Genomic DNA, 26,804 nt, shown 5'->3' with positions numbered 1-26,804 from the left:
CGTATTTATCGTAGTATTTTTTACGACATTTGCATTCAAACTCGAAATGTTTATGACACTCATTATCGTGTTTTTTATAATAGTATCCCATATTCATATCCCTCCTTTTCTTTTGATACTATCAATCTATGTAAGAAGAGAAAATAAGGAAGTGTACTTGTCCAATGTTTTTGAAAATTCCGCAATCCATCTGGCTGGTTTGCTAATATTAGGATATATGTAATTGATAGGAAAAACTATATAAACTATTTAATTTAGAAGCAGGAAGGGTGATAGATAAGTTTTTTAGAGGAATTAGAATGTTATAACTTATGTAGTTATAGCTGAAAAAGAGATATATCCTATTTGAAAGGGGATATATCTCTTTTTCGTATATTTATTACTGACTTACCGATTCTTCGGTATATTCATATGCCTTCTCTCCGTGCATCGAAATGTCTAGCCCTATTTGCTCTTCATGTTCATGTGCGCGGACGGGAAGGAAGAAACTAATTCCTTTAATAATGGTGTACGTCATTACAATTGTAAAAGCATAAGTCGCTCCAATTGCGACCAGTTGTTTAAAGAGAAGCGCGGCATTTCCGTAAAATAATCCATCAGCACCACTGCTATTTACAGAAGTCGTTGCAAATAGTCCAGTTGCAATACCGCCCCATGTTCCCCCGATGCCGTGACAGCCGAATGCATCAAGTGCATCGTCATATCCAAGTTTATGTTTTAAAAAGAAAACGGCTGTGAAGCAAAGGACGCCCCCGATTGCTCCGATTAAAAGAGCGGAAAGTGGAGTGACGAATCCGCAAGCTGGTGTAATAGCAACGAGACCTGATACAGCACCGCAAGCTGCGCCCATTACAGTTGGTTTTGATTGAAAGCACCACTCTGCTAGGATCCATGTTAAAGCTGAAGCAGCAGCAGCTGTATTTGTATTAATGAATGCAGTCAGTGCTACATCGTTTAGTGTAAGGGCACTGCCAACGTTAAATCCGAACCACCCAAACCATAGTAAGCCTGCGCCTAAAAGTGTAAAGGGTAGATGGTGAGGAGAAGGTCCGTTTATGTCTTTTCTCTTGCCGAGAAAAATCGCTAGTACAAGCCCGGCAACGCCGGATGTGATATGAACAACGTTACCGCCAGCGAAATCTAATGCTCCAAGTTCGCGAAGCCATCCGCCAACGCCCCATACCCAGTGGGCAACAGGGTTGTAAACAATTGTAGTCCAAAGAAGAATGAAAATGAGAAAAGCGGAAAAACGCATTCGTTCAGCAAATGCTCCTGAAATTAATGCTGGTGTTAAGATTGCAAACATAAGTTGAAACATCATAAATAAATTGTGTGGAATAGTAGTGGAGTAGTCTGGATTTGGTGTGTAGGTGACGTTTTGTAAACCGAACCAATCGAGCGAACCGATGATGCCATTCCAATCTGGGCCGAATGATAAAGAATAACCGATAAAAATCCATTGGATAGAAACGATTGCCATTGCGCTATAGCTATGCATCGTTGTGCTCAGTACGTTTTTGCTACGAACCATTCCGCCATAAAAAAGTGCTAGACCTGGCGTCATGATCATTACCATTACCGTCGCTAAAAATAAAAACACAGTATCTCCCATATTCATTCTTTTTCCCTCCTATAATGTTATAAAATATTACGTGTGATGTTATTTTTTTCATATCATATTCAATAATTAATAAAAAATCAACGTATTTTTCAGAAATTTTTAAATTTCGTGTAAGAAAACCTGACATGTTATTTGTGTAAGTGCGGTTTGTTTAGAAAATTGATATACTATTCTTACAATTAGAAAGAAGTTGGGGGATATTATGTGGAAAAGAGGAATGTTCAGTTGTTTTTGTATGGTATTGGTCTTTTTAGCGCCTATGTACGCATTGGCGGAAGAAAAAAGAGAGTGGCAAGATGAAGTGATTTACTCTATTATGATTGATCGTTTTAATAATGGAGATGCAAAAAATGATAAAGAGCTTAATGTAGGGAATTTAGAAGGATATCAAGGGGGAGACATACAAGGAATAATAAAGCGAATGGATTATATAAAGGATATGGGATTTACCACGATTATGCTTTCGCCAATTTTTAAAAGCGAAACGTATGATGGGCGTGGTGCGGTTGATTTTCAAAAAGTGAATGAGCATTTTGGATCACTGCAAGATGTGAAACAATTTATGCAAGAAGCGCATAAGCGAGATATGAAAGTGGTCTTTCAATTTGTTGTAGAAAAAGAGCAGGAAACGCTTATTGATTCGATAAAATGGTGGATAAAAGAAGCGAACATAGATGGAATTTATCTTATGCATAGTAAAGAAATATCTCGTACCTTTTTAAATGAAGTAGAACAAAGTGTTCGAGGAATGAAAAAAGATTTCCTCTTTATGACTGATGGGGAAGAGAATATACATAGTAGATACTATGAGTACATAACGGATATCTTTACGAAACCAGATACATCTATTAAACCACTTTATGATGCTAGTTTAATAGAAAATGGTAAAGTAACAGGTGCTTTTTTAGATAGTCAAGACACAAAGCGATTTGTCAGAATCGCGAAAGAGAACGCATATTATCCGCCAACACGTTTAAAATTAGCTCTTGCTTATTTATATACATCACCAGGGGTGCCGATTGTTTACTACGGTACAGAGATTGCGCTTGATGGCGGGGGAGTACCAGATAATCATAGGTTAATGGATTTTAAAACCGATGAAAAATTTTTACAGTATATAACAAGATTAGGAGAGTTGCGTCAAAAGTTGCCATCTCTTCGTCATGGTACGTTTGAGTTGCTATATGATAAGGCTGGAATGAGTGTGCTGAAAAGGAAGTATAAAGATGAAGTAACACTCGTTGCAATTAACAACACAAAAGGGACGCAAAAAGTCTCGCTTACGGCAAATGAGATAGGAGAAAATCAAGAATTAATGGGATTATTGGAAGATGAGATTATTAGAGAAGAAGATGGGAAGTATTATCTCATATTGAAGCGAGAAGAAGCGAATGTATATCAAGTTAGAGAAAAAACAGGGGTTAATTGGCTTTTTATCTCTTTATTAGTTGGTGTAAATGTGCTGTTTATTGCTTTTTTAATTGCTGTAAAGAAGAAAAAATCCTCTACGCTGTAAAGTGAAAGTGGATAGAGTGATGGTATATCTCTTTTATTCATGGATAATATATATTCTCTAGTGCACTACTAATTCATGAGTAGTGCACTTTTTTATTTATTCTATTACAAATGCGACAGTGGACATTATGACGAGAATATATGTTTTTTAGTAGTAATGTAGGATGAATGAAGGTGGAATTGTTTTAGCGTTTGTGGATCAGATTGATAGCGTATATAGAAGCAGGAAAGGTATTTGTAAGATTTCCTACAGCGAAAAAATATGTGGATGTATTTTTTTAAAGAATTGATTAATTCGTTTAAAACATTCTAATGTGACATTGAATAGTATGAATATGTAATCTGCATGTTACGAATCTTTTTAGTTAATAGGAGGTGGATTTAAAATGCCTTTCTCTACTGGGCCAATTGAAAACGTAGGAAATCAGCCTAATGATGCAAGGAAAGCTAGGGTTAAAATCCTCAATCGTACTGGAGGTACACTTACTGGGGTACTCCGATCTTTTAGGCTTAATGGTACAAGAGAATTAATCGAACAGAGAAACTTTTCTGTAGCTTCTAATGCTTCTACTCTTGTAGTTCTAAGTTTAGTTCACTTTGCTTCGGGACAAGCGGATCAATATGAAGTTGAAATTGTTCCTAATCAAAACGGTGGCTTATACAGTGTTTATGGAGTAACTCCTCAGGGTGTTATTATTACTGCGCAACGAGTTTTGAATACAGAATTAACGCAAATTCTGTAGTAACTATTCCTGATTAATAAAAATTTTCTGTAATCTGCAGGTTATGAATCTTTTTAGCTAATAGGAGGTGGATTTAAAATGCCTTTCACTACTGGGCCAATTGAAAACGTAGGAAATCAGCCTAATGATGCAAATGAAGCTAGGGTTAAAATCCTCAATCGTACTGGAGGTACACTTACTGGGGTAGTTCGATCTTTTAAGCTTAATGGTACAAGAGCATTAATTGAACAGAGAAACTTTTCTGTACCTGCTAATGCTTCTACTTTTATAAATCTAAGTTTAGTTCACTCTACTTCGGGGCGAGCAGCTCAATATGAAGTTGAAATTGTTCCTAATCAAAACGGTGGCTTATACAGTGTTTATGGAGTAACTCCTCAGGATGTTATTATTACTGCACAACGAGTTTTGAATACAGAATTAACGCAAATTCTATAGTAACTATTCCTGATTAATAAACACTCTCTGTAAGATTAAACTTAGATTCTTTTTCTGTGCTATTTATGAATGTATAAGAGAAATCGGCCGATGAAAGTAATGAATTTTATTTCATAAATGCAGTCTTCATCTATTGTAGTTGTTCTGGTTGGGATGTGTTTTTTATTTCCAACCAGAACCTATTGTTATTATTTCATGATGATCGCACTCTTATGGAGTTGTTTTGTTAGCGATAGTTAATGAATTGTACATCGATTGGTAAATCGGCACCGCGAATTGCTGCAATGACTGCTTGTAAGTCATCACGGCTTTTTCCAGTAACACGTACTTGATCATCTTGTACTTGTGTTTTTACTTTTAATTTTAAATCTTTAATAATGTTATTAATTTTTTTAGCGTTCTCTTTATCGATACCTTGTTGCAACGTTGCACGTTGACGTACTGTGTTACCAGCAGCGTTTTCTACTTTTCCGTAGTCTAAGTTTTTGATTGGTACTTCGCGTTTAACTAGTTTTGAAATAAGAACGTCTTTTACTTGCTCTAATTTAAATTCATCATCAGAAGTTAAAACGATTACTTCTTTTTCTAATTTAATATCACTTTTGCTTCCTTTAAAATCATATCGATTTTGAATTTCTTTTAATGCGATGTTAATAGCATTTGTTACTTCTGGTAATTCTACTTTTGAAACGATGTCAAAAGAACTATCTTTTGCCATAGTAAGCACCTCCAAATTAAATTCCATCTTCTATTATAGTGAATTTTGGTCAGTTGGACAAATAAAGGAAAAATCGTGTTATAATGAAGTTTCTTTGGAATGATAAAAATATAACTTTATATATAGAAGGGAATTAAAATATATGTATTTAGAGCCAGGAGCGATTGAACAGGTAACTGTTTTACGAGAAACGGAAATAGGATATATGGTTGGATTTGACGATGAGGATGGTTATGAAGAAGTATTCCTACATAAGAATGAAGTAGCAGGAGAAATCGAAGAAGGCGATACGATTGATGTATTTTTATACCTTGATCATAAAGAGCGAATTTCTGCAACAATGAAGACGCCGGTAATTACAGTACATGATTGGAACTGGGTAAAAGTTGTAGACGTAAAACCTGATTTAGGTGTGTTTGTTGATATCGGTGTTTCTAAAGATATCTTGATCCCAGCTGATGAGTTCCCGATTTATACACCAGTTTGGCCAGAAGAGGGCGACGAATTGTATTGTACATTAAAATTAACAAATCGTGGCCGCCTAATTGCTCTTCCAGCAAGAGACTCAGATATGCAAGAGATTATTGTAGATGCAACGCCATCTATGCGTAATAAAAATGTGAACGGACGTGTGTATCGCTCACTTCAAGTCGGTTCATTTGTATTAACAGATGAACATTTCCGCGCCTTTTTACATCATACAGAAAGAAAAGAGCAAGTTCGTATTGGTGAGCGCGTAACAGGCCGTATTATTGATGTGAAAGATGATGGTACGATTAATATTTCACTTCTTCCGCGTAAAGAAGAGGGAATGGAAGATGATGCAGCGGTGATTTATGAGTATATGGAGAGCCGCGGCGGGGCAATGCCGTTTTGGGATAAGAGTCATCCAGAAGACATTAAAGAACGTTTTAATATGAGTAAAGCAGCATTTAAACGTGCACTTGGTAAGTTGATGAAAGAAGAAAAAGTTTATCAAGAAGACGGTTGGACGTACTTTAAGAAATAAAAAAAATCCGAACAAGCGTGTAACTTGTTCGGATTTTCAGAGTGTTTGGAAACAGGAGTCAGTAGGCTCCTGTTTTTTGTCCTTGTGTTTTTCTATCAACTCACTCTATCGCCCTTTTTTATTGTTGTCCAAAAAGGCGAGAGAATGTATCTTTCAAATCACTATCTTTTACTTTAATATCAGCTTTTTTGAATTCGTCTAATAATATTTTTTGGCCAGTAGTTTGATCTGCTAACCGCTCTTCTTCTAGATTTTTACGGATGGAATCTTTTACTTCGTCATATGGTTTTAATTCTTTTTTATCGGTAAGCTTAATAATGTGGTAACCTTGTGATGATTTAATAGGTTTGCTAATTTCACCGACATTTAATTTGTAAGCAGCTTCTTCAAATTCAGATACCTTTTTACCTGGACCGAAGTATCCTAGATCTCCGCCATTATCTTTTGAACTAGGGTCTTGTGACTGTTGTTTTGCTAACTCTTCAAATGAAGCACCTTCATCCAGTTGTTTCTTAATGTCATTTGCTGTTTTTTCATCATTTACTAGAATTTGACTAGCTTTAATTTCAGGCTTATAGTTTGCTTTTACATCTTTCTCTGTAATGCTTTCCTTAATAGCTTTTTCCATCGCTAATTTGAATCTAATTTGATTTTTAAAGTCATCTTCATCTTTTAGACGGTTACTTTCTAGTACCGTTTTGAATTGATCACCAAACTGGTCTTTTGCTTTTTTAAATTCTTTATCGACTTCGTCATCGGATACTTTATATTTTTTTGTCATGATATCTTGTGCCATCATTTCATATAACATATCTTTTCCGTACCGTTCTTTTAACTGCTTGTCAAAATCACCTTTTGTAATGGTCGAGACTTTTGATGTTGCAATCGCCTCTGAGTTATCTTTTGGGCCGCAAGCAGACAGCATTAACGTTCCGAGCGCAGCTGTTGCTATCCATAGTTGTTTTCTTTTCATACTAACACCTCATCTAATTATGTTGTTATTATTGTAAAATAGAGAAGTGAACAAGAAGTGAAATTGAGATGTTTTTTTATGAAATGAAAAAGTACATCAACAAGATTGTTGATGTACAAAATAATTAAAGGTGATCTGTTTTTTTAGAATATGCACGCTTTCCTTGTGAGATGTTTTTTTGTTCTTGCTCGTTTTTTTCTGTGCGTTTTGCGTTGTTATCGCGTGCTTTTTTGTCATTATCGCTCGTATGTGGCATACATATCAACTCCATTTCTAAACAGTTGTATGTTTATCATTTCCATTTTCGTAAAGACTATGTATACAATGTAATCGTAAACGCATTATCTATAAAGGTGGGCTGGGAGATGGATTTCAAATTAAATTATGCTGAATTAACGAAAAAACTCATTGTTGTTATCATTGCCGGTTTATTAAATGCAATTGGAATGAACTTGTTCTTAACACCAGCAAAAGTATATGCGAGTGGTTTCGCGGGATTATCTCAATTACTTTCGCAAGTATTAGGTGATTTTGCATCGATTCACATATCAACAGGGGTACTTTTTGCTTTATTTAATATTCCAGTTGTTATTTTAGCGTGGAAAAAGGTTGGAAAAGCTTTTACGTTATTTAGTTTTCTATGCGTTGTATTTATGACACTGTTTTTAGAAATCATACCAGTAAAGGCAGTTTCTAATGATATTATATTGAATGCTATTTTTGGTGGTCTCATTTCGGCGATAGGAGTAGGAATTGCTTTGAAATGGGGAGCTTCCACAGGTGGTTTAGACATTATCGCAATGATTTTGTCGAAAATAAAAGATAAGCCTGTCGGAACATATTTCTTTTTCTTTAATGCGATTATCATTATTGCAGCTGGTTATTTGTATGGATGGGAAAAGGCGTTATACACGTTAGTAACATTGTATGTATCATCCAGAATTATTGATGCGATTCATACCCGTCATGTGAAAATTACAGCATTTATCGTTACAAAAAATGGTAAATATGTACGACAAGCGATTCAATCTCGTTTAGTAAGGGGAATTACAACTGTACCAGCTACAGGAGCGTATACAAATGAAAATAAAGAAATGATAATGATTGTAATTACCCGTTATGAGCTATATGAACTAGAGCGAATTATTAAACAAGTAGATCCTGGTGCATTTACAAATGTAGTTCAAACAGTCGGCGTATTTGGATTGTTTCGGAAAGATTAAAGAGGACCGGGAATCGGTCCTCTTATTTTAATGTGCGTTAGTGATGTTTTGCAATTGCTGTTGCATCTCGCGCAATTGTACCTTCTCAGCAGTTGAAGAATTGGCGTAAGCGGATTGCAAAGCATTTTTTGCTTTATAAACGAGTTCCTGCTGTTCGGTGCTGCTTGAACAAGAAACAGCATCTGAAACAGCATCTCGCGCTTGCTGAAATAGTAGGTTGCCCATTTAAACCCCTCCGAGAGAAGAGTTGTTTCGTTCTTTTTCTGCATCAGCTAATGTACCGCGGTAAGGGAATCTTTCAGCGTGCTTCATAACAGCATCGGCCCCTTGTTGGGTGAAACGTTTTGACTTGTTCTTTTTACCCATTCGTAATTCCCCCTTATTTAGCAGAAAATAACTGACACATCGCTGTGTCTAGTTATAGTATGGGCGTTTTGCGGGAAACTATAAGTAGGGAATTTTTAGATTACAATCCAAGAACCTCTTCTAAATAAAGGGCAATTCCGTCTTCTTCATTTGTTAATGTTGTGTGATTGGCTAATGTTTTTAATTCAGGAATCGCATTGCCCATTGCAATTCCATGACCTGCGTATTCAATCATTTCAAAGTCATTATCTTCGTCACCAAAGGCAATAATACGTTCTCTTGGGATGTTATAATGACGGGAAATCTTTTGGAGCCCAACTGCTTTATTGAGGCCGCTTTTCACGATTTCAATAATCGGCCAAGGAGCACCCCATTTGCGGTGATCAATCACTTCAGCATGCATATCAGTTAAATGCCTGCGAATAGCAGTTGAATGTTCATCAAGTGCATCAATTAATAAGCAGGTTGGATGATCTTGTAAAATGTTTAGCAAGTCTCCTGTGAAAATATTGGGAGATCCGAATTCAAAGATATGTTTTTTATCTTCATCAATTTCGCGAACATATACATCATCCATCACTTCAGCGTAAATGTTTTTAACACCAAAATCGAAGCAAGCGCGAACGATTTCTTGTGCAGTGGAAAGTTCGAGAGGAGAATGGTGCGTTCCCCAATTTGCATCGAGCGGGTGATGAACGTAAGCACCGTTAAAGTTAACGATAGGCGTATTTAAACCAAGTTCTTTATAATAAGCGTGACTGGCACGAAATGGACGTCCTGTTGAAATGACAACAACATGTCCTTGTTCTTTCGCTTTTTCAATTGTCTTCTTTGTTCGTGCGGAAATGATTTTATTGTCTGTAAGTAAAGTGCCGTCTAAATCTAATGCGATTAAATGTTGTTTTTTCATGTTTTCACCTCTTATGAAAAATTTTTGTATCTATCTGTATTTCCGTTTTAATATGCAGAAATAAGAGGTTGGAAAGTGTATAGAGAAACAACCGTGAAAGGAAGTTTCTTTATATATTCATCTTACGTCGCAAAACAGGGTAGTGTCCACTATTTCCTATTAAAAACTAGAAAAGTCAATGATTTTTTCGAAAGTTCAAATAATGTTTCTTACATTTTGTACAATTTGTGAAAGGGGTTACATTACCCGTGAAGCAAGACGTATAATGAAAACGTAATCTTCTCGTATATGTTTGACTCTCCTTTGGAACTGGCCTGGAATAGGTCGGTTTCTTTTTTTTCAACGAATGATGCTTGTTCTCCTGCGCTCATATGTAAATTCATACATATGAACGGTAATCAAAAATATGACTCGTTTCCTAAACATAACAGAAAAGCTTTTCCGAAAATGGACATACTAACGGTGTAAGGATGTCATGGAAGGAGAATGAAGATGGGACAAAATCGTAGGTTTCGTTCTGGACAGAAGGCACCGAATGATGGGATTTATGTAGAAATTGGTGAAACAGGAAGTATGGTGAAAGATCCACAAATGGTAAAATTAACTGCTGGTGAAAGGTTTCCTGAGAATTCGAATCAAAATCGTCAGTGGACATATAAAAGAAAACCGTAAAGAAAACCGCAGTGATAAGCTGCGGTTTTTATATGTTTTTCAAAAAAATGAAATATAGAGTTAAATTTATTGTATAAAAAAGGGAACAGGAGTATAATAAAGTTAAAGGTCAAAGAAAGTCAAAAAATCAAAAAAGGTCAAACGTCAAGAAGGTTGAAATGTTTGGAGGTTTGTGAAAATGGACTTAAATCAAATGACGACAAAAACACAAGAAGCGATTATGAGTGCCCAGTCTTTAGCGTTATCCCATCATCATCAAGAAGTAGATACTGTGCATCTATTACTTGCATTACTCAAACAACAAGATGGATTAGCGGTGCGTATCTTTCAAAAAATAAATGTTAATATAGAAGAGTTAACGAAAGGTGTAGAAAGTTTAATTAAGAAGAAGCCTTCTGTAACTGGAAGCGGAGCAGAAGCAGGGAAATTATATGTGACGAGTTTATTGCAGCAACTGCTTGTGAGAGCAGAGTCTGAAGCGAAAAAACTGCAAGATGATTATATTTCAGTGGAACATGTATTGCTCGCATTTTGCGAGGAAAAAGGTGATATACATCAGCTATTTACAAAGTTCCATATTACAAAGGGTACATTGTTACAGTCTTTAATGGAAGTTAGGGGGAACCAAAGAGTGACTAGTCAAAATCCAGAAGTAACATATGAAGCATTAGAAAAGTATGGTCGTGATTTAGTAGCTGAAGTAAAACAGGGGAAAATTGATCCTGTCATTGGGCGTGATAGCGAAATCCGCCGCGTTATCCGTATCCTTTCTCGTAAAACGAAAAACAACCCTGTTTTAATTGGTGAACCTGGGGTTGGTAAAACAGCGATTGTTGAAGGATTGGCACAACGAATTGTGCGAAAAGATGTACCAGAAGGATTGAAAGATAGAACAATCTTTGCATTAGATATGAGTGCACTTGTGGCAGGTGCCAAGTTCCGCGGTGAATTTGAAGAGCGTTTGCAAGCTGTTTTAAATGAAATTAAAAAAAGTGAAGGACGCATTCTTTTATTCATTGATGAGCTTCATACAATTGTCGGTGCGGGTAAAACAGAAGGAGCCATGGATGCAGGGAATATGCTAAAACCAATGCTTGCCCGTGGTGAACTGCACTGTATTGGAGCGACTACTTTAGATGAGTACCGAAAATATATTGAGAAAGATCCGGCGTTAGAACGTCGCTTCCAACAAGTGTTAGCAGAAGAGCCAACAGTAGAAGATACGATTTCTATTTTACGTGGTTTAAAAGAGCGTTTTGAAATTTATCATGGTGTAAATATTCATGACCGTGCGATTGTAGCGGCGTCTGTATTGTCCGATCGATATATATCCGATCGCTTTTTACCAGATAAAGCAATTGATCTTGTCGATGAAGCGTGCGCAACAATTCGAACAGAAATTGATTCCATGCCAACAGAATTAGATGAAGTAACGCGCCGCATTATGCAATTAGAAATTGAAGAAGCTGCTTTAGGAAAAGAAACAGACCGTGGTAGTCAAGAAAGATTAAAAACATTGCAACGTGAATTATCTGATTTAAAAGAAGTTGCAAATGGGATGCGAGCGCAGTGGCAAAAAGAAAAAGAAGAAATCCATAAGGTTCGTGACTTAAGAGAACACCTGGAACGTTTACGTCGTGAACTAGAAGAAGCAGAAGGGAATTATGATTTAAATAAAGCAGCAGAGCTTCGTCATGGTAAGATTCCAGCGGTGGAAAAAGAATTAAGAGAAGCGGAAGAAAATGGAGCAGGAAATGAACAAGAAAACCGACTGCTTCGTGAGGAAGTTAGTGAAGAAGAAATTGCAAATATTGTTTCACGCTGGACAGGAATTCCAGTTGCCAAGCTTGTAGAAGGGGAACGTGAAAAACTGCTGCGCTTAGAGCAAATTTTATCAGAACGCGTGATTGGACAGGAGGAAGCAGTGAGTCTTGTGGCAGATGCAGTTCTTCGTGCTCGCGCGGGTATTAAAGATCCAAATCGTCCAATCGGTTCATTTATCTTCTTAGGCCCTACAGGTGTAGGGAAAACAGAGCTTGCCAAAACATTAGCACAATCTTTATTTGATAGTGAAGAACAAATGATTCGTATTGATATGTCTGAGTATATGGAGAAACATGCTGTGTCTCGCTTGATTGGGGCTCCTCCTGGATATGTAGGTTATGAGGAAGGTGGACAATTAACAGAGGCAGTGCGTCGTAAACCGTATTCCGTTATTTTATTAGATGAAATTGAAAAAGCGCATCCAGAAGTATTCAACATTTTATTACAAATGTTAGATGATGGGCGTATTACAGATTCACAAGGACGAACTGTAGATTTCAAAAATACAGTTATTATTATGACATCAAATATTGGTTCAGGCTATTTACTAGAAGGTTTACAAGAAGATGGTGCGATTAAAGAAGAATCGAGAGAGCTTGTTATGGGGCAGCTTAGAGGACATTTCCGCCCTGAATTTTTAAACCGTGTGGATGAAATTATTTTATTTAAACCACTTACAACAAATGAAATTAAAGGCATCGTTGATAAAATTGTGAAAGAATTGCAAGGACGTTTAGTAGATCGTCATATCACGGTGGAATTGACAGAAGCTGCAAAAGAATTTGTTGTAGAATCTGGATTTGATCCAATGTATGGCGCACGCCCATTAAAACGATATATACAGCGTCAAATTGAAACGAAATTAGCAAGAGAATTAATTGCAGGAACGATTACAGATAATAGTCATGTCGTTGTTGATGTAGGGAACAATGAATTAGTTATTCATGTAGAGTAAAAAAAGAGTTCGGATGTAATCCGGACTCTCTTTTTATTAGTGTTGTTCTACTGGTTCGTTTGGAATTGCAGCAGCAATTGCCATTACAAGTACAGCAAGAACAATTGAGAATTTAGACGCTAGCGCGAAATCGTATACACCGCCAGTCATAGAGCTAATTACGTAGCTCATCATATGTACAAGCATAAACGACCAAATAAAGGCCCAAATTACACGCATCTTTTCACACCCCTATTCGTTCAATCTGTCCTTATTGTAACACAATTGAAAACAGAATATAGAAAAATATTTGTGGATTTTTCAACGCAAATTCGGATTCTGTTCATACATTATAAAAGAGTAGTTTTTTATGTTTAGAAAATAAGGCGGGAGAATAATGAGTGTTACGGAACGTTTTTTTTACTTAGAGCAAGAACCGTGTGTAATTTATTTACCAGAGAAGCCAAATGGATTCGGTGTCATGCTACTTGGTGATTACAATTATTTTATTGAGAATGGTACAAGTTTATGGATGCAGCATGCGGGGCGCGCTCATTTTTTAAATGGGCTCATAGAGAATGGATATACGGTTTTTTCATCTAATTTATACGGAAGACATTGGGGGAATGATCAATCGGTTCGTTTAGCGAAGCGATTGTATCATGTTGTGATGAAGAAAGAAACACTAAACGAACAAATTCATATCATTGCAGATGGAATGGGAGCACTTGTGGCTCTTGAAATGATGAATCGGTACCCAGAGTGTATCCGATCTGTGGTGATGCTTACTCCATGCTTAGATTTGCCTGCACATGTGGAATTTGAGAAAGAGCACAAATTTTTCTATAAAAGGCTAGTGAGAGAGTTATCACTTGCGTATGATGTGAAGGAAGCTTTATTAGAAGCGAAAATTTCCAAGAAGTCCTTTTCTTATTTACCTTCTTGTGTACCTGTAAAAATATTTGTACCGACCCAAGAAAAAAAAGCGCGTAAGCAGTTGTTACGAGAATATGAAAAAAAGCGAATAAATGAAAATTGTGAGACATCATTATCGTTTCATTTACAAGATGTAAAATATAAAATGGTTCAACATACATGTCGTTTCTTTAAAAAGTATGAGGAAGATTTATGAAGCTCCAATATACATAGATGAGGAGCTATTTGTTTAGAGAGGGAAAGGATTGGTGACATGAAGCGCGTACTGATTATAGGGGCACTTTCGTTTGTAGGCTTTCATCTTGTAAATAAAATGCTTGCGGAAGAAGTGGAAGTGTATGGCCTTGATTTTGCTGATCTAGAAAGTATGTCAAAGGTAAGTGAAGAAAAGTTATATTTAATTGGCCGGAATGCTCTGTTTGTGTATTCGTCTATAAGAGGTGAAAATGGATGGAAGACGATAGAAACCGACCATTTTGATGCGGCTTACTTTTGCTTATGTGAACCGAATCAGCAAAATGGATTTCGGAATGAACGAATCATTTTACAATATTTGAAACGTGTTATCCATATGTGCGAGAGAAAGAAAGTGAAGCTAAATCTACTTTCTTCTATTGAAGTAGCAAATATGGAAGATGAATCTGAAAATAAACGGTTATTTATGAAAGTAGAGGAAGAGGTAGAAAAGGGAAATATCCATTATAGTATTCTACGTGTTCCAGTTTTATATGGCCCATGGCAACCTTCTTTTATGACGTACCATAGGCTCATTCTTTCTGAAATTATGGAAAAGGAATATCAACTTGCCCAAAATGAAAATGGAGCGGATCTTCTTTATGTAGAAGATGTGTGTGAATATTTATGGGAAAAAGGCAAAAGTGTAGAAAATTTAGGGGTATATAATATGGTCAGTGGTAAAAAGAATTTATGGGAAAAAGGAATTATGCTTTTAAATGCCGAGGATAAAGTGAAGAAAACTGTTAAAGAGGAAAGTAGAGAAGCGATAAAGAGTATTTGTATTGAGAAAAACACACCGTTAGAATTCGGTTTAAATAAACAACTGGCACATTTAAAACGATATAAAGAGTTATACGAAGGACAAAACACATGGTAAACTAGTGTAGAAATAAGGAGTTTGTTACTCCTTTATGGAAAGGATGAAGAACTATGAATGAAAAAAATATGCAGTTTTTACAAATCGCTATGAAACACCTGCCAGAAGCAAAGGCAATTTTAGATGATAATGGGATTGCACTTGATATGGAAAAAGCACAACCAGTACTAGAGCTATTAATGAAAGTAATGGATGAAGCATATGAACTTGGAAAAGCGGGAAAATAAGGTCGACAATATGTCGGCCTTATTTTTTTACTTAGAAATATATTCTAGACAAATAAACATTTATGTTTTAGAATTAGTACCAAGTCATAATAATTGATATAAAGCGGAGGGCTGCGATGTGAACGTAGGCATTTTAGGAATTGGGAGATATGTGCCAGAAAAAGTAGTCACTAATCAGGATTTAGAGAAAATAATGGATACATCAGATGAATGGATTCGTACGAGAACGGGAATTGCAGAAAGACGCATTGCCGATGATACAATAGATACTTCATATATGGCGGTAGAAGCTGCCAAGAAAGCACTTGAAGATGCAGGAATTAGTGGAGAACAAATTGATCTTATTTTGGTGGCAACGGTAACGCCAGATCAATCTTTCCCAGCAGTTGCTTGCGTGATTCAAGAACAAATTGGTGCTAAGCATGCAGCGGCGATGGATTTAAGTGCGGCATGTGCTGGATTTATGTACGGAATGATTACAGCGCAGCAATTTATTCAAACGGGAACTTACAAAAATATATTAGTAGTTGGTAGTGATAAACTATCTAAAATTGTTGACTGGAACGACCGCAATACAGCCGTATTATTTGGAGATGGAGCAGGTGCTGTTGTCATGGGAGCTGTTTCAGAAGGGAAAGGTGTTCTTTCATTTGAATTAGGAGCAGATGGAAGTGGTGGCAAGCATCTTTATCAAGATGAATATGTTATGATGAATGGTAGAGAAGTCTTTAAATTTGCTGTTCGTCAACTTGGTGACTCTTGTCTTCGCGTTATTGAAAAAGCCGGTCTTACGAAAGAAGATGTGGACTTTTTAGTTCCGCACCAAGCGAATATTCGCATTATGGAATCGGCAAGGGAACGATTAAATTTACCACAAGAGAAAATGAGTACAACGATTGAAAAGTTCGGAAATACGTCAGCTTCTTCAATTCCAATTGCGATCGTAGAGGAATTGCAAAATGGACGTATTCAAGATGGTGATTTAATCATATTAGTTGGCTTTGGTGGCGGATTAACATGGGGAGCAGTTGCTCTTCGTTGGGGTAAATAAGGACTGAGAGAAAAAAGGAGTGTATTTTGTATGGAAAAGAAGCGTGTTGTAATTACAGGATTAGGAGCTGTTACGCCGATTGGAACAGATGTTGAGACAGCTTGGAATAACATTAAAAAGGGTGTATCTGGAATCGGACGTATTACACGCTTAGATCCTGAACAATTTCCTGCAAAAGTAGCAGCGGAAATTAACGACTTTGAAGTCGAGAAATATATAGACAAAAAAGAAGCACGCCGTATGGATCGCTTTACACAATATGCTGTGGCAGCAGCAAAAATGGCTGTTGCAGATGCGAAATTAGAAATTACAGAAGAAAACGGCCCGCGCATCGGGGTATGGATTGGTTCTGGAATCGGTGGTATGGAAACATACGAGGAGCAATTTAAAATCTATACAGAAAAAGGGGCACGCCGCGTTAGTCCTTTCTTCGTACCAATGATGATCCCTGATATGGCTGCTGGTCAAGTATCGATTGCAACAGGTGCAAAAGGAATTAATACTTGCTCTGTAACAGCTTGTGCATCAGGTGCAAACTCAATTGGTGATGCTTTTAAAGTGATTCAGCGTGGTGATGCAGATGCGATGATTACAGGTGGAGCAGAAGCGCCGTTAACAACTATGGCGTTTGCTGGATTCAGTTCAGCTAAAGCATTAACATTTAATGAAGACCCAGCAACAGCATGTCGTCCATTTGATAAAAACAGAAGTGGATTTGTAATGGGAGAAGGATCAGGTATTCTTATCCTTGAAGAGTTAGAACATGCATTAGCACGTGGTGCGCATATTTATGCTGAAATTGCTGGATATGGTGCAACAGGTGATGCGTTCCATATTACAATGCCTGCCCCTGGCGGTGAGGGCGGTGTTCGTGCGATGCGTCAAGCACTAGCAGATGCAGGTCTTCAGCCGGAGGATATCGATTATATTAATGCCCATGGCACAAGTACAGATGCGAATGAGAAATACGAAACGATGGCAATTAAAGAAACATTTGGTGACCATGCATATAAAGTAGCAATTAGCTCTACAAAATCAATGACTGGACACTTATTAGGAGCAGCTGGTGCTGTTGAAGCGATTTTCTCTGTTAAATCGATTACAGATGGCGTAATTCCGCCAACAATTAACTATGAAACACCAGATCCAGAATGTGATTTAGATTACGTACCAAACAAAGCGAGACATCAAGAAGTACGTACGGTTTTAAGTAACTCATTAGGATTCGGTGGCCATAACGCAGTATTAGTATTTAAAAAGTATCAATAATATATTGTAGTAAGAGGGTGTTTTGAGAAGCAGCAAAGGGGTTGTTTCTTAAAACACCCTTTTTTAGGTGGGAAAGATCGTCCGATCATACGTAGAATCGATCGGCTTTTTTTCATTTATCTTATTCTTCTCTTTTTTTATAATGAACGGTATGATGGAAGTAAACAACAAGATACCTATGTTACATATAACAGAAGTCATTCTAAATTTTATAAAAATGTCAAAAACATGATGCTCCTTTTAGTTATCAGGTTGGGGTATAAAGAAAAAGCACACGATGAAAAGGAAGTGAAACTCACATGGTGAACACATTGCATACCTTTTGGGAGGACTCTGATGAGTTCGTAAACCCAAATCCAGTTACAGATGAAATGATTCGGATTGCAGAAGAAAAATTAGGTTATAAATTACCAGATTCCTACATTTGCTTAATCAAATCGCAAAATGGTGGTACACCTGTACAGAATTGTTTTCCTACTACCGTACCTACCTCTTGGGCTGAGGATCATATTTACGTAGCAGGATTCTATGGCATTGGTGGAGAGCATGGAATTGATACGGAGGGAATTTACATGATAGAGGAATTTGAATATCCACCTTCTTGTATATATGTAGGAGAATCGCCTACAGCTGGACACGATGCTGTTTTGTTAGACTATAGCGATTGCGGAAAACAAGGCGAACCAAGAGTAATTCATGTGAATGTAGAAAATTATCAAGATCCAATCATTACGTTCTTAGCGGACGATTTCCAAACTTTTTTAGAAGGGTTACTCCCGTACTCTCATTTTGACAAGGATTAAATGTTTGATTGTCGACAAACAGGCTCTTTTTTGAAGGGCCTGCTTGTATGAACAAAAACCAAATTATAATTCTTATACCCGCCTTTTCCCTTCAGTTTAACAGTGCTCCAACAGAAGTTCCCTTCAGCAAGCACATGCAGGAAAGATAAAGCTGTGCAATTCGAAACAAATCAAAGCCAATCAAAAGTTTCACTTCATCACTTCGCGTTCGCTCCTTTTCTTGCATATGTATAGAAGAGAGGGGAGAGGTGAAGATGGGGATTATTCAAACTGCAGATTGGTTGCATCTTTATTATGGACGCCCAGAAAAACTTTGTGAGAAGTTTACAAAATATATTCCATTGCCAAAAGAAAGATTATATCGTTTTTTAATTTCTAAAGGTATGTATCGACCAGTGATGGAAGGAAAAAAGGAAATTGAGCAGTTAGAGGAAAAACAGATTTGGAAAGAGCTTGCCAAGGAGTATGAAGAACTTAAGAACTGGTTGCAAGGCCCGGATGTCCCTGTCTTTATTTTATTATCAGATTCATATAATCGCACTGTGCAAACGGAATATAATGGAAAATCTGGCTTAACAATGCGTCACGTGATTTTCTTATTCGTATGTGGGCGAAATACGGTAGAGGAATTAAAAGCTTTACTTACACATGAATATCATCACATATGCCGGTTACACCAAATTGAAAAGACAGAAAAGGATTATACATTACTTGATACGATGATAATGGAAGGGCTTGCAGAGCAAGCGGTGTATGAAAGGCACTCAGAAAAGAGTTATGCACCATGGACATCGTACTTTACAAAAGAAGAAGCGATTCATTATTGGGAGAAGATTGTAAAAAACAGAAAAGATATTCAGAGAGGAACAAGGGAGCATGATTATTTATTAAATGGAGTGCAACTGTACCCAAAGATGCTGGGATATGGCGTCGGATTTCATATTGTAAAAGATTGTGTGGAACTTGAAAAAGATAATACGCTTTCTTTATTGTCTTTAGATGCAGTCCGCATATTAAATAAAGCGAAAACATTTACTTCTTGATAAGGAATAAATAAGAAACTTGGCGCTGCCAAGTTTTTTTGCATGATGAAAATGGAAGTAAGGAGCAGTGGAGAAATAATATAAAACGAAAGAAAGCCTTTCTTTCTAGGTGGAAGAGAGTGTCCGATCATGCGTAGAAGCGGTTAAGGGCTTGTTTCTCTTCGTGCCGAGTGAAAGGAGATAAAAGTACAATTCACCTCTGGTGGCTTCGCGCCTTCCAGCGAGGCAAAAATCGCCTCTAGGTCAGGAGTTCCATCCTCCTCACATTCTAAGCGAGCCGCTGCCGCTTTTTGTTATTATAGCCACGGCTTATATGTCGAAAAACAAAATGGATATATGAATAGAATATATTTCCTTTAGTGGAATAAATTTTTTAAAAACTGAACATAATGAGATGTACAAACAGTAATAAAGTGAGGGGTAGAAAATGTTATATCTACATGATGTATGGGTAAATTGGTTTGAAGGTGAAGAAAATGGGTATAACGTTTGTAATTTTTACGAATGGCGGAAGGATGATACGATCGAATTATTAGATCAAGTGCCATTATTAAAAGTAGATTCTACATTATATCATTACATCGAGAACGAATTATTGGAACTTCCGCAAAAATTATTGGAAGACGTACATCATAAGGCGTATATTCGTAAAAATCATGAGCGTTTGCAACAGGAGTATTGTTTTGTTGTAACAGATGGAAAAGGAATTATTGCAGTGGATTCAATTGGCTACAATGTGCCGATTCGAAAAAGTAGGCTTATTCCACGTCAAGAGCAGATGGTATATGAGATGGTAGAAAATGTACAAGCAGAAAAGTATGAGTTTCAAATGGAAGAATCACAAAAAGAACATCATATTTTATCGCCATCGCCATATATTATGAATGGCTTAACGCGTAAAGAAAGACAATTAAAACAATTGCTTTTTATGGCGCTAGATCAACTACATACAACGAAAAATCCAGCTGAGATTCGCTATTGGTATACAGAATGGGATCCATCTGCATATGGAACTGTTCAACATATGAAATTTGAAGATGTTTGGGAGCGCCTTTATGAAGAAGCGCAATATGGCTGGTCAGAGAAGCATGAACAGCTATGTGAACGCCTTGTAAAAGGGCAACCATTCTTTGAAAAGCTATGGGAAATGGAAAATGAGCAAAAGGTAAATTAAAAAAACCGCCAAATTTGGCGGTTTTTTTAATTTAGTCGAGCTCCAGTGGGAACAATGTTCAGTGGCTTCGCGCCTTCCTGCTAGGTAAAAAGCGCCCCTGCGTCAGGAGATCCATCCTCTTCATATTTTAAACGAGCCACTTCCGCTTTTTGTAGTAATTCAGCGCCGGCTCCTAGCCCTTCGCGTCTAAGAACCTTCCCCACGAGAAGGTAAAAAGCACCTTCTGTGGGAAAGAACCTTAGCCACCCAGGGCTAAGCAGTCGCCTCCGCTTTTTGTTATTACCTACGTTTTCTGCTTAATCCCATTGCATTTTCAACTTTACGTAGTTGTTTGAATGCAACGTGGTTTGCTTTTTCAGCACCTTTGTCAAGGATTTCATCTAATTCAGGAGAGTTGATTAGTTCGTTATATTTTTCTTGAATTGGACGGATCGCTTCTACGACCACTTGGGCTAAGTCACCTTTAAAGTCGCCGTATCCTTTTCCTTCGTACTCCGCTTCTAGTTCTTCAATTGTTTTGCCTGAGAATGAAGAGTAGATTGTTAATAGGTTGGAAACACCAGGTTTGTTTTCTTTGTCGTATTTTACGATGCCGTCAGAATCAGTTACGGCACTTTTAATTTTCTTTTCGATTGTTTTTGGTTCGTCAAGCATACTAATCATTGACTTTGGATTTGGATCAGACTTACTCATTTTTTTCGTAGGCTCTGTTAATGACATAACACGTGCACCTACTTTTGGAATACGAATCTCTGGAATTGTGAAAATTTCACGGAAACGTTTATTGAAACGCTCTGCTAAATCACGAGTTAATTCCATATGTTGTTTTTGATCATCACCAACTGGCACAATCTCAGTATTATAAAGTAAGATGTCAGCTGCCATTAATGGTGGATACGTAAGTAATCCAGCTGGAATAGACTCTTTACCAGATGATTTATCTTTATATTGCGTCATGCGCTCTAATTCTCCAACATATGCGATAGATTGCATAATCCATCCTAGCTGAGCGTGCGCAGGCACCTCTGACTGTACAAATAAAGTTGATTTTTCAGGATCAATACCACAAGCTACATATAGTGCAGCTAGGCTACGTATATTTTTGCGAAGCTGTACAGGATCTTGGGCTACTGTAATTGCATGTTGGTTTACAATGCAGAAATAACAATCATGTTCATTTTGTAACTCCGTAAATTGTTTCATTGCACCTAAATAGTTCCCAAGCGTAATTGTTCCGCTCGGTTGAATACCAGAAAAAATAACTGACATAAGTAATTCCTCCTTAAATTGGGTATGTATTGTTAAAGAGTAGGGAGGCGCTTTTTGAGTAATCTAGCTCCAGCGGCAAGAATGATCGGTGGCTTCGCATCTTCCTGCGAGACAAAAAACGCCTCTACGTCAGGTGCTCCATCCCCCTCACATTCTGAACGAGCCGCTGCCGCTTTTTAAATACAAAAAAGCCCATTCATCCCAAATGATATAGGGACGAATGGACCGCGGTACCACCCTAATTATTTCACAGTTGTGAAATCTCTTGCATCCATTATAACGTTGGATATAACGCCAAAGCCTACTTTTTTCGGTTCGGTTTGGTGCTCAAAAGCCCATTCCATACTGTACAATTACTTGTTCTCACCAACCACAAGCTCTCTGAAATTGCTGCAATATGTACTCTTCTTTCTCATCGCATAAATATGAATTTATTATAAAATAGCTCTGTTTTTAACAGCTGAGCAAGCCGCCACTTTTTGATATAAAATGTTTTGCAAGTAATTATATCATATAGAAAATCGTTTGCAAACTACATCAAAATAGTGAAGCTAATAAGTGTAGAGATGAGACCTAACAGAATACCTGTAAGGCAGATAGGGTATGTCCATGTGAAAGAATACGTTTTATATATTCTTTCTTTTTTGTTTGTTGCTGGTTCTTCTTCTTCAATTAAAGATTCTACTTTTTTGTTCGTTCCAAATACTTTTTGGAACGCATATATCGTTATGTTGAAAAAACCACTTTGAAATAAGAATAAAAACCCTCCTATAATGATGAAAAAGAGCGCAATATAAAACATAATATTGACAAAATTCAACAAATATTGAGCTGAAGATAAGAATGCTCCAATACTAGAAGCGATTATTGCCAACGATATTAGTATACAAGTATGAAAAGAAAGTTTATTCAAAATATTCCCCTCCGTCAAAATATTACTAGAATTATTATACTATAAAAGTTATAATGAGTACTAGGAATAATTATTTGAAAATTATACGCAATTTTGTATTTTATTTCAATATGATGGGAGCAATGTTAAGTACTCCATTTACAAAAAATAAAAAAAATAAACATTTTATTAAAAATTTTAACAAAAAAACAAAAAACTATATTCACAATCGTCACATTATATGTATAATGAAAATTGTAGAAACTTGGAGATTATTCTTTCAATTCTGCTTTTTAGCAAGTGGGGGTACAGGAAGTGCACTTAGGGGAGGCAGTTCAACATGAAGAAAAAGACGTCGCTATTACTTGCATCGACATTGACTGCAAGTATGTTACTTGGGGCTTGTGGGTATCAAAAAGATGATGCTAAAGCAAAAGGGAAAGAAAAAGAGAACAGCAGTAGTAATGGAAAACAAATTGTTAATTTAACGGAACTATCTGAAATTCCGACAATGGATGCGTCTATGACATCAGATTCCGCATCTTCAATGGTATTAAATAACACGATGGAAGGATTATACCGTGTTGGAAAAGACCAAAAGGCTACCCCAGGCGTAGCGGAATCCTATGAGAAACTAGAAGATGGTAAGAAATATATCTTCAAATTACGAAAAGATGCGAAATGGTCAAACGGAGATCCTGTAACAGCACATGATTTTGTTTATTCTTGGAAACGTGCAGTGAATCCGGATACAGGCGCTACATATTCTTATATCATGTTTGATATAAAAAATGCAGAGAAAATTCATAAAAAAGAGTTACCAGATACTGAATTAGGTGTAAAGGCAATTGATGACCATACATTAGAAGTAGAGTTAGACAATCCTGTTCCTTACTTTGTTGATTTAACAGTTTACCCTGTGTTCTACCCATTAAATGAAAAGTATATACAATCACAAGGGAATAAATTTGGTTTAGAGGCAACTACAACACTTTACAATGGACCATTTGTACTGAGTGAATGGAAACATGAAAGAAGCTTCCAGTTTAAGAAAAACCCGTCATATTGGGATAACAAAACAGTTAAGCTTGAAGAAGTTAACTTTAATATTGTGAAAGATACAGCAACGGCCGTTAATTTGTATGAGACAAATGCAATTGATCGAGTAGATTTAAAATCTGAATTTGTGGACAAGTACAAATCAAGTTCAGAATTTAAAGCAACGAAAGAAGCAGGAGTTGCATACTTACGTTTCAATCAAGGAAATAAATTTTTAGCAAATAAAAATTTACGTAAGGCAATTTCAATGTCCTTTGAACGTGAAAATGTTGCGAAAGTTATCTTAAATAATGGAGCTATCCCGGCGTATGGATTTGTTGGTAAGGATTTTGCTGAAGGGCCTAATAAGAAAGACTTCCGAGCTGAAAGTGGAAAACTTGTAGACACGAATGTAAAAGAAGCGAAGAAATTATGGGACACAGCAAAGAAAGAGCTTGGTACAGACAAAGTTGAATTAGAGTTGTTAAACTTTGATAACGAAGATTCTAAGAAAATTGGTGAATTCTTAAAAGGTGAGATTGAAAAGAATTTACCAGGAGTGACAATCAAGATTAAACAGCAGCCATTCGCACAAAAAAATAAATTAGAAGATGCGCAGCAATATGATGTTTCTCTTGGTATTTGGGGTCCAGACTACCCAGATCCAGTGTCATACTTAGATATGTTTGTTACTGGTGGTACACAAAACAAAACAGGGTATTCAAATCCAAAATATGATGAACTAATTTTAAAAGCAAAAACAGATACGAAAGATTTACAAGCTCGTTGGGACAATCTTTTACAAGTTGAAAAAATGTTAGTTAAAGAAGATGCGGTGATTGCACCAGTTTACCAAAAAGGAGCATCTTATATACAAAAGGGTACCGTAAAAGATATTGCCAAACATAATTATGGTGGTAAATATTCCTTTAAATGGGCATCTGTTGAGCAAAACTAATTTTTATTCCATCGTTTACAAGGGTATGTGCCTATGATGGGCGTATGCTCTTATTTTAAAAAAATAAAAGTAAGAATATTTCAAACTATCTTATTGCTTTTGAGAAAAATGGGGAGGTGCTTGATTATGGGACGTTATGCATTAAAACGTTTCGTGTACATGGCTTTGACGTTATTTTTAATTACTACGTTGACATTCTTTTTAATGAAATTACTGCCGGGTTCTCCGCTTAAAAACCAAGAGAAATTATCTCCGGCACAAAGAGAGATCATTTTGGAAAAATACGGTTTGAATGATCCGGTACCAGTGCAATATGCGCGCTACTTAGGAAACTTAGTAAAAGGTGATTTAGGAGTATCATTCCAATATGATAACCGTCCAGTAACTGAGATGATTGTTGATCGTATTGGACCATCAGCACAACTTGGATTCCAAGCAATTCTATTAGGAACATTTATAGGCCTAATTTTAGGGATTGTTGCAGCACTTCGTAATAATACATGGGTGGATTACGGGGCAACCATAATTTCCGTACTCGGGATGTCGGTACCATCATTCGTATTCGCAGCATTATTACAATATTTTGTAGGGGTAAAACTTGGTTGGTTCCCAGTGGCATTCTGGAAAGGACCTGAATTTACAGTTATGCCTACGGTTGCTTTATCGATGGCGGTTATCGCAACGATTGCTCGTTTTGCTCGTGCAGAATTGATTGAAGTTATGCAAGCTGATTACATTTTAACAGCGAAAGCAAAAGGGATTAGTCAAGGAGTTATTATTATAAAACACGCACTTCGTAACGCATTGATTCCAGTTGTTACAATTTTAGGACCAATGGTTGCAGGGTTAATTACAGGAACACTTGTTATTGAACAAATCTATGCTGTACCTGGACTTGGGGAACAGTTTGTTAAATCCATTCAATTAAATGACTATACAGTTATTATGGGAACAACAATTTTCTATAGTGCAATCTTTATTTTAGTTATTTTTATCGTGGATATTCTATATGGAATTATTGATCCTCGTATTCGTTTAGCGGGAGGGAAAAAATGATGAAAGATTTACAGAAATTATCTCCAGATCTATTCCAAATAGCTAATCAAAGTAACATTGATAATGAAGTCATTGCCCGTCCGAGCTTAACGTTTTGGCAAGATGTGAGAAGACGTTTGTTTCAACATAAAGGAGCAATGTTTGGACTTGTATTGCTGATCCTTATTGCGCTTTTGGCAATTTTTGGACCGATGGTAAGTAAATATTCTTATAAAGATCAAGATTTAGGCCGTGCAAAAATGCCGCCGAAAATTCCAGTGCTTGAAAATGTTCATTGGTTACCATTTGATGGTACAGACCAATACGGCGTTGATCAATATGAGAAACGTGATATTAAAGAGTATTTCTGGTTTGGTACAGATGATCTTGGGCGTGATCTTTGGACAAGAACATGGGAAGGAACACGCGTATCATTATACATCGCTCTTTTGGCAGCGGCAATTGACCTAGTAATTGGGGTTGCATACGGAGGTATCTCAGCGTTCTATGGCGGACGAGTAGATAATATCATGCAGCGTATTATGGAAATTATTAATGGTATTCCGTATTTAATTATCGTTATTTTGATGGTAATTATTATGGGATCAGGTATTTGGTCCATTACACTTGCGATGGCCATTACCGGTTGGATTGGTATGTCACGGATTGTGCGTGGACAGATATTAAAATTAAAGAACCAAGAATATGTATTAGCATCTCGTACATTAGGTGCAACAAATACACAATTAATCGTAAAGCATTTAATTCCGAACGTAATGGGACCAATTATCGTTATGACAATGTTTACAATTCCTACAGCAGTGTTCGGTGAAGCGTTCTTAAGTTTCATTGGACTTGGTATTCAACCACCATTTGCATCGTTAGGTTCTCTTGTAAATGAGGGGTATAAATCGATTCAAACATATCCACATATGATGTTCATCCCTGCGGTTGTCATCAGTGTGTTAATTTTAGCATTTAACTTAATGGCAGATGGATTACGCGATGCGCTAGATCCAAAAATGCGTAAGTAAACGAGGAAGGAGAGGTAA

30 protein-coding genes and 1 other annotated feature are annotated in these 26,804 nt (G+C 36.8%); of the genes, 19 read left to right on the top strand and 11 right to left on the bottom strand.

Annotated elements, in window-relative coordinates:
• Nucleotides 1-379: 379 nt before the first annotated feature.
• Nucleotides 380-1,618: an ammonium transporter gene (locus M014_RS0103520; protein WP_026590475.1), complete on the bottom strand. Its 1,239-nt coding sequence runs from the start codon at nucleotides 1,616-1,618 to the stop codon at nucleotides 380-382.
• A gap of 238 nt (nucleotides 1,619-1,856) precedes the next feature.
• Here M014_RS0103520 and M014_RS0103515 point away from each other — a divergent pair, with 238 nt between their 5' ends.
• The 3 genes from M014_RS0103515 (at nucleotide 1,857) to M014_RS0103505 (ending at nucleotide 4,314) form a co-directional block, all read left to right on the top strand.
• On the top strand, nucleotides 1,857-3,137 hold the full coding sequence (locus tag M014_RS0103515) for an alpha-amylase family glycosyl hydrolase (protein ID WP_026590474.1): 1,281 nt from the start codon (nucleotides 1,857-1,859) through the stop codon (nucleotides 3,135-3,137).
• 385 nt (nucleotides 3,138-3,522) lie between these two features.
• A complete protein-coding gene (locus M014_RS0103510; RefSeq protein ID WP_026590473.1) occupies nucleotides 3,523-3,879 on the top strand; it encodes a hypothetical protein in 357 nt (118 codons plus the stop codon).
• A gap of 78 nt (nucleotides 3,880-3,957) precedes the next feature.
• Complete coding sequence (locus M014_RS0103505) at nucleotides 3,958-4,314, top strand: hypothetical protein (protein ID WP_026590472.1); 357 nt, start codon at nucleotides 3,958-3,960, stop codon at nucleotides 4,312-4,314.
• Nucleotides 4,315-4,540: 226 nt separating this feature from the next.
• Here M014_RS0103505 and M014_RS0103500 read toward each other — a convergent pair whose 3' ends face one another.
• Nucleotides 4,541-5,032: a YajQ family cyclic di-GMP-binding protein gene (locus M014_RS0103500; protein WP_026590471.1), complete on the bottom strand. Its 492-nt coding sequence runs from the start codon at nucleotides 5,030-5,032 to the stop codon at nucleotides 4,541-4,543.
• 142 nt (nucleotides 5,033-5,174) lie between these two features.
• Here M014_RS0103500 and M014_RS0103495 point away from each other — a divergent pair, with 142 nt between their 5' ends.
• On the top strand, nucleotides 5,175-6,041 hold the full coding sequence (locus M014_RS0103495; RefSeq protein ID WP_026590470.1) for a CvfB family protein: 867 nt from the start codon (nucleotides 5,175-5,177) through the stop codon (nucleotides 6,039-6,041).
• 118 nt (nucleotides 6,042-6,159) lie between these two features.
• Here the strand turns inward: M014_RS0103495 and prsA are convergent, their stop codons facing one another.
• Nucleotides 6,160-7,014, bottom strand: coding sequence for a peptidylprolyl isomerase PrsA (gene prsA / locus M014_RS0103490; RefSeq protein ID WP_026590469.1), 855 nt, complete (start codon nucleotides 7,012-7,014; stop codon nucleotides 6,160-6,162).
• A 124-nt stretch (nucleotides 7,015-7,138) separates the two neighbouring features.
• Nucleotides 7,139-7,270, bottom strand: coding sequence for a DUF3941 domain-containing protein (locus M014_RS27805; RefSeq protein ID WP_081810956.1), 132 nt, complete (start codon nucleotides 7,268-7,270; stop codon nucleotides 7,139-7,141).
• A gap of 109 nt (nucleotides 7,271-7,379) precedes the next feature.
• On the opposite strand from M014_RS27805, the gene M014_RS0103480 reads away from it, so the two are divergent.
• On the top strand, nucleotides 7,380-8,237 hold the full coding sequence (locus M014_RS0103480) for a YitT family protein (protein WP_026590468.1): 858 nt from the start codon (nucleotides 7,380-7,382) through the stop codon (nucleotides 8,235-8,237).
• Nucleotides 8,238-8,264: 27 nt separating this feature from the next.
• Here M014_RS0103480 and M014_RS0103475 read toward each other — a convergent pair whose 3' ends face one another.
• The 3 genes from M014_RS0103475 to M014_RS0103465 form a co-directional block, all read right to left on the bottom strand.
• Nucleotides 8,265-8,462, bottom strand: a complete 198-nt coding sequence (locus M014_RS0103475) for a DUF3813 domain-containing protein (RefSeq protein WP_026590467.1) — start codon at nucleotides 8,460-8,462, stop codon at nucleotides 8,265-8,267.
• Nucleotides 8,463-8,603: a hypothetical protein gene (locus M014_RS0103470; RefSeq protein ID WP_003195901.1), complete on the bottom strand. Its 141-nt coding sequence runs from the start codon at nucleotides 8,601-8,603 to the stop codon at nucleotides 8,463-8,465.
• A gap of 100 nt (nucleotides 8,604-8,703) precedes the next feature.
• On the bottom strand, nucleotides 8,704-9,513 hold the full coding sequence (locus M014_RS0103465) for a Cof-type HAD-IIB family hydrolase (protein ID WP_026590466.1): 810 nt from the start codon (nucleotides 9,511-9,513) through the stop codon (nucleotides 8,704-8,706).
• 492 nt (nucleotides 9,514-10,005) lie between these two features.
• Here M014_RS0103465 and M014_RS0103460 point away from each other — a divergent pair, with 492 nt between their 5' ends.
• Nucleotides 10,006-10,185, top strand: a complete 180-nt coding sequence (locus M014_RS0103460) for a YjzC family protein (protein WP_026590465.1) — start codon at nucleotides 10,006-10,008, stop codon at nucleotides 10,183-10,185.
• A 178-nt stretch (nucleotides 10,186-10,363) separates the two neighbouring features.
• The gene (clpB, locus tag M014_RS0103455; protein WP_026590464.1) at nucleotides 10,364-12,964 is read left to right on the top strand and encodes an ATP-dependent chaperone ClpB; all 2,601 of its coding nucleotides are present in this window, start codon (nucleotides 10,364-10,366) and stop codon (nucleotides 12,962-12,964) included.
• A 36-nt stretch (nucleotides 12,965-13,000) separates the two neighbouring features.
• Here clpB and M014_RS0103450 read toward each other — a convergent pair whose 3' ends face one another.
• The gene (locus tag M014_RS0103450; protein ID WP_016113766.1) at nucleotides 13,001-13,183 is read right to left on the bottom strand and encodes a YjzD family protein; all 183 of its coding nucleotides are present in this window, start codon (nucleotides 13,181-13,183) and stop codon (nucleotides 13,001-13,003) included.
• A gap of 157 nt (nucleotides 13,184-13,340) precedes the next feature.
• Between M014_RS0103450 and M014_RS0103445 the strand changes: the two genes are divergently transcribed.
• The 8 genes from M014_RS0103445 (at nucleotide 13,341) to M014_RS0103410 (ending at nucleotide 20,560) form a co-directional block, all read left to right on the top strand.
• Nucleotides 13,341-14,075 carry a hydrolase gene (locus M014_RS0103445; RefSeq protein WP_026590463.1) on the top strand — a complete coding sequence of 245 codons (735 nt, stop codon included), beginning with the start codon at nucleotides 13,341-13,343 and terminating at the stop codon, nucleotides 14,073-14,075.
• A 57-nt stretch (nucleotides 14,076-14,132) separates the two neighbouring features.
• Nucleotides 14,133-14,993 (top strand): NAD-dependent epimerase/dehydratase family protein, encoded by an 861-nt coding sequence (locus M014_RS0103440; protein ID WP_026590462.1) that lies wholly within the window; start codon nucleotides 14,133-14,135, stop codon nucleotides 14,991-14,993.
• A gap of 53 nt (nucleotides 14,994-15,046) precedes the next feature.
• Entirely contained in the window at nucleotides 15,047-15,220 is a 174-nt protein-coding gene (locus M014_RS0103435) for a ComZ family protein (RefSeq protein ID WP_026590461.1), read from the top strand.
• A gap of 118 nt (nucleotides 15,221-15,338) precedes the next feature.
• A complete protein-coding gene (gene fabH, locus M014_RS0103430) occupies nucleotides 15,339-16,271 on the top strand; it encodes a beta-ketoacyl-ACP synthase III (RefSeq protein ID WP_026590460.1) in 933 nt (310 codons plus the stop codon).
• Between the two features lie 30 nt (nucleotides 16,272-16,301).
• Nucleotides 16,302-17,540: a beta-ketoacyl-ACP synthase II gene (fabF, locus tag M014_RS0103425; protein WP_026590459.1), complete on the top strand. Its 1,239-nt coding sequence runs from the start codon at nucleotides 16,302-16,304 to the stop codon at nucleotides 17,538-17,540.
• A 299-nt stretch (nucleotides 17,541-17,839) separates the two neighbouring features.
• Nucleotides 17,840-18,343, top strand: coding sequence for an SMI1/KNR4 family protein (locus tag M014_RS0103420; RefSeq protein WP_026590458.1), 504 nt, complete (start codon nucleotides 17,840-17,842; stop codon nucleotides 18,341-18,343).
• A 254-nt stretch (nucleotides 18,344-18,597) separates the two neighbouring features.
• Nucleotides 18,598-19,386, top strand: a complete 789-nt coding sequence (locus M014_RS0103415) for a DUF2268 domain-containing protein (RefSeq protein WP_026590457.1) — start codon at nucleotides 18,598-18,600, stop codon at nucleotides 19,384-19,386.
• 427 nt (nucleotides 19,387-19,813) lie between these two features.
• Nucleotides 19,814-20,560, top strand: a complete 747-nt coding sequence (locus M014_RS0103410) for a YjbA family protein (protein WP_026590456.1) — start codon at nucleotides 19,814-19,816, stop codon at nucleotides 20,558-20,560.
• 80 nt (nucleotides 20,561-20,640) lie between these two features.
• Here M014_RS0103410 and M014_RS30295 read toward each other — a convergent pair whose 3' ends face one another.
• From M014_RS30295 to M014_RS0103390, 3 genes are all read right to left on the bottom strand, one after another.
• Nucleotides 20,641-20,763 (bottom strand): hypothetical protein, encoded by a 123-nt coding sequence (locus M014_RS30295; RefSeq protein ID WP_269321428.1) that lies wholly within the window; start codon nucleotides 20,761-20,763, stop codon nucleotides 20,641-20,643.
• Nucleotides 20,764-20,839: 76 nt separating this feature from the next.
• The gene (gene trpS, locus M014_RS0103400; protein ID WP_026590455.1) at nucleotides 20,840-21,829 is read right to left on the bottom strand and encodes a tryptophan--tRNA ligase; all 990 of its coding nucleotides are present in this window, start codon (nucleotides 21,827-21,829) and stop codon (nucleotides 20,840-20,842) included.
• Between the two features lie 209 nt (nucleotides 21,830-22,038).
• Nucleotides 22,039-22,254: a binding site (T-box leader), on the bottom strand.
• A 107-nt stretch (nucleotides 22,255-22,361) separates the two neighbouring features.
• A complete protein-coding gene (locus M014_RS0103390) occupies nucleotides 22,362-22,742 on the bottom strand; it encodes a DUF3899 domain-containing protein (RefSeq protein ID WP_026590454.1) in 381 nt (126 codons plus the stop codon).
• A gap of 110 nt (nucleotides 22,743-22,852) precedes the next feature.
• Here M014_RS0103390 and M014_RS30415 point away from each other — a divergent pair, with 110 nt between their 5' ends.
• From M014_RS30415 to opp3C, 4 genes are all read left to right on the top strand, one after another.
• The gene (locus tag M014_RS30415) at nucleotides 22,853-23,065 is read left to right on the top strand and encodes a hypothetical protein (protein ID WP_026590453.1); all 213 of its coding nucleotides are present in this window, start codon (nucleotides 22,853-22,855) and stop codon (nucleotides 23,063-23,065) included.
• Complete coding sequence (locus M014_RS0103380; RefSeq protein ID WP_026590452.1) at nucleotides 23,062-24,717, top strand: peptide ABC transporter substrate-binding protein; 1,656 nt, start codon at nucleotides 23,062-23,064, stop codon at nucleotides 24,715-24,717. The genes M014_RS30415 and M014_RS0103380 overlap by 4 nt, the downstream gene beginning before the upstream one ends.
• Nucleotides 24,718-24,843: 126 nt before the next feature.
• The gene (opp3b, locus tag M014_RS0103375) at nucleotides 24,844-25,773 is read left to right on the top strand and encodes an oligopeptide ABC transporter permease (protein WP_026590451.1); all 930 of its coding nucleotides are present in this window, start codon (nucleotides 24,844-24,846) and stop codon (nucleotides 25,771-25,773) included.
• Nucleotides 25,770-26,786, top strand: coding sequence for an oligopeptide ABC transporter permease (gene opp3C / locus M014_RS0103370; RefSeq protein WP_026590450.1), 1,017 nt, complete (start codon nucleotides 25,770-25,772; stop codon nucleotides 26,784-26,786). Before opp3b ends, opp3C begins: the two co-directional genes overlap by 4 nt.
• Nucleotides 26,787-26,804 lie beyond the last annotated feature (18 nt).

The organism is Bacillus sp. UNC437CL72CviS29, from assembly GCF_000482345.1.
Classification (GTDB): domain Bacteria; phylum Bacillota; class Bacilli; order Bacillales; family Bacillaceae_G; genus Bacillus_A; species Bacillus_A arachidis.
Note: the sequence above shows the minus strand (reverse complement) of the source record. Positions and strands in the feature narration are given on the sequence as shown.